Here is a 234-nt window from a genome sequence, read left to right on the forward strand (position 1 = left end):
GGCAAGGGCGTGCGCGTGCAGGCCGTGCTGCCCGGCGCGACGGCCACCGACTTTTGGGAAACGGGCGGCCTTCCGATCGAGAATCTCGACAAGGCGATCGTGATGTCGGCGGGCGATATGGTCGATGCGGCGCTCGTCGGCTTCGATCGCGATGAGCTCGTGACGATTCCGTCGCTGCACGACGGCGCGAAGTGGGACGCGTACGAAGCGGCGCGGCAGGCGATGGCGCCGGAG

1 pseudogene is annotated in these 234 nt (G+C 68.8%); it reads left to right on the forward strand.

From position 1 onward, the window contains the following. Positions 1-234: pseudogene (locus NCR39_RS23725) on the forward strand (SDR family NAD(P)-dependent oxidoreductase); the annotation flags it as partial.

The sequence above is a fragment of the Caballeronia sp. ATUFL_M2_KS44 genome (assembly GCF_023630965.1).
GTDB lineage: Bacteria > Pseudomonadota > Gammaproteobacteria > Burkholderiales > Burkholderiaceae > Caballeronia > Caballeronia concitans.